This is a genomic window from Dialister sp. UBA1703 (assembly GCA_002320515.1).
GTDB lineage: Bacteria > Bacillota > Negativicutes > Veillonellales > Dialisteraceae > Dialister.
The window spans coordinates 1-759 of sequence record DCJJ01000016.1 but is presented as its reverse complement, the minus strand read 5'-3'; the positions used below and the strand labels follow the sequence as shown (position 1 = coordinate 759).

Here is a 759-nt window from a genome sequence, read left to right as displayed (position 1 = left end):
ACCCTTCTACACAACCTGCGCCGTGAGGCGCGCTTCACATTCCCTCTGAACCTGCCGCAGAGCGGCCTGCCGATTATCACCTGACTTTACCCTTGACCGAACGAACAAAATTTCATATAATATAAATATATAGTATACTATGCAATAAGGAAGAGCACAGGAGACATGGGCAGTCCCGGTTTCCTCTGTCCTTCCCATAGACGATAAGGAGAGGCCCATGGCAAGCTTTGAAGACATTCTGGTAAAAAAACATATGAAAAGGACAAAGGCGAGGATTATGATTCTGAAAGTCCTCGAAAAGAGCCTGCCCCTCACTGCAGGAGAAGTGTATGAATCGGTGCGGGGAAAAGACACCCGCCTCAGCCTGTCCACGGTGTACAGGAACTGCGAAGCCCTGGCGGAAAAGGGACTTCTCTCCCGCACCACCACCATGTCCGACGGCCTCACCCGCTATGAGTACGCCCACGCCACGCCGGTGCACTATGCCATCTGCCTGTCCTGTCACCGTATCTTCCCGGTGGACGTGGAACTGGAAAAAGGCTACCGCCGGCACATGGACGAAGAATACGGCTTTGAAGTGGCGGATCCCAAGGTGGAAATCTACGGCTACTGCAAAGAATGCCGTGCCTCCGGACGGGCAAAGGCATATAAAGAAAAAATGGGAATCTGAAAGGAGCACTTCGGTGCTCCTTTTTATTTGCGCTGCCAGACGCAGAGGAGCCTTCCTGCCGGGGCGTCATTCTGAACGAAGTGAAGAAT

1 protein-coding gene is annotated in these 759 nt (G+C 52.6%); it reads left to right on the top strand.

Translation table 11 applies throughout. The features are described from left to right. Positions 1 to 217: 217 nt before the first annotated feature. Complete coding sequence (locus tag B2Y11_RS00835; RefSeq protein WP_291054881.1) at positions 218 to 670, top strand: Fur family transcriptional regulator; 453 nt, start codon at positions 218 to 220, stop codon at positions 668 to 670. The last annotated feature ends 89 nt before the right edge of the window (positions 671 to 759 follow it).

What these genes read in the sequence shown, in the direction of transcription:
- B2Y11_RS00835 (WP_291054881.1), top strand. Translation starts at nt 218, where the DNA reads ATGGCAAGCTTTGAAGACATTCTGGTAAAAAAACATATGAAAAGGACA.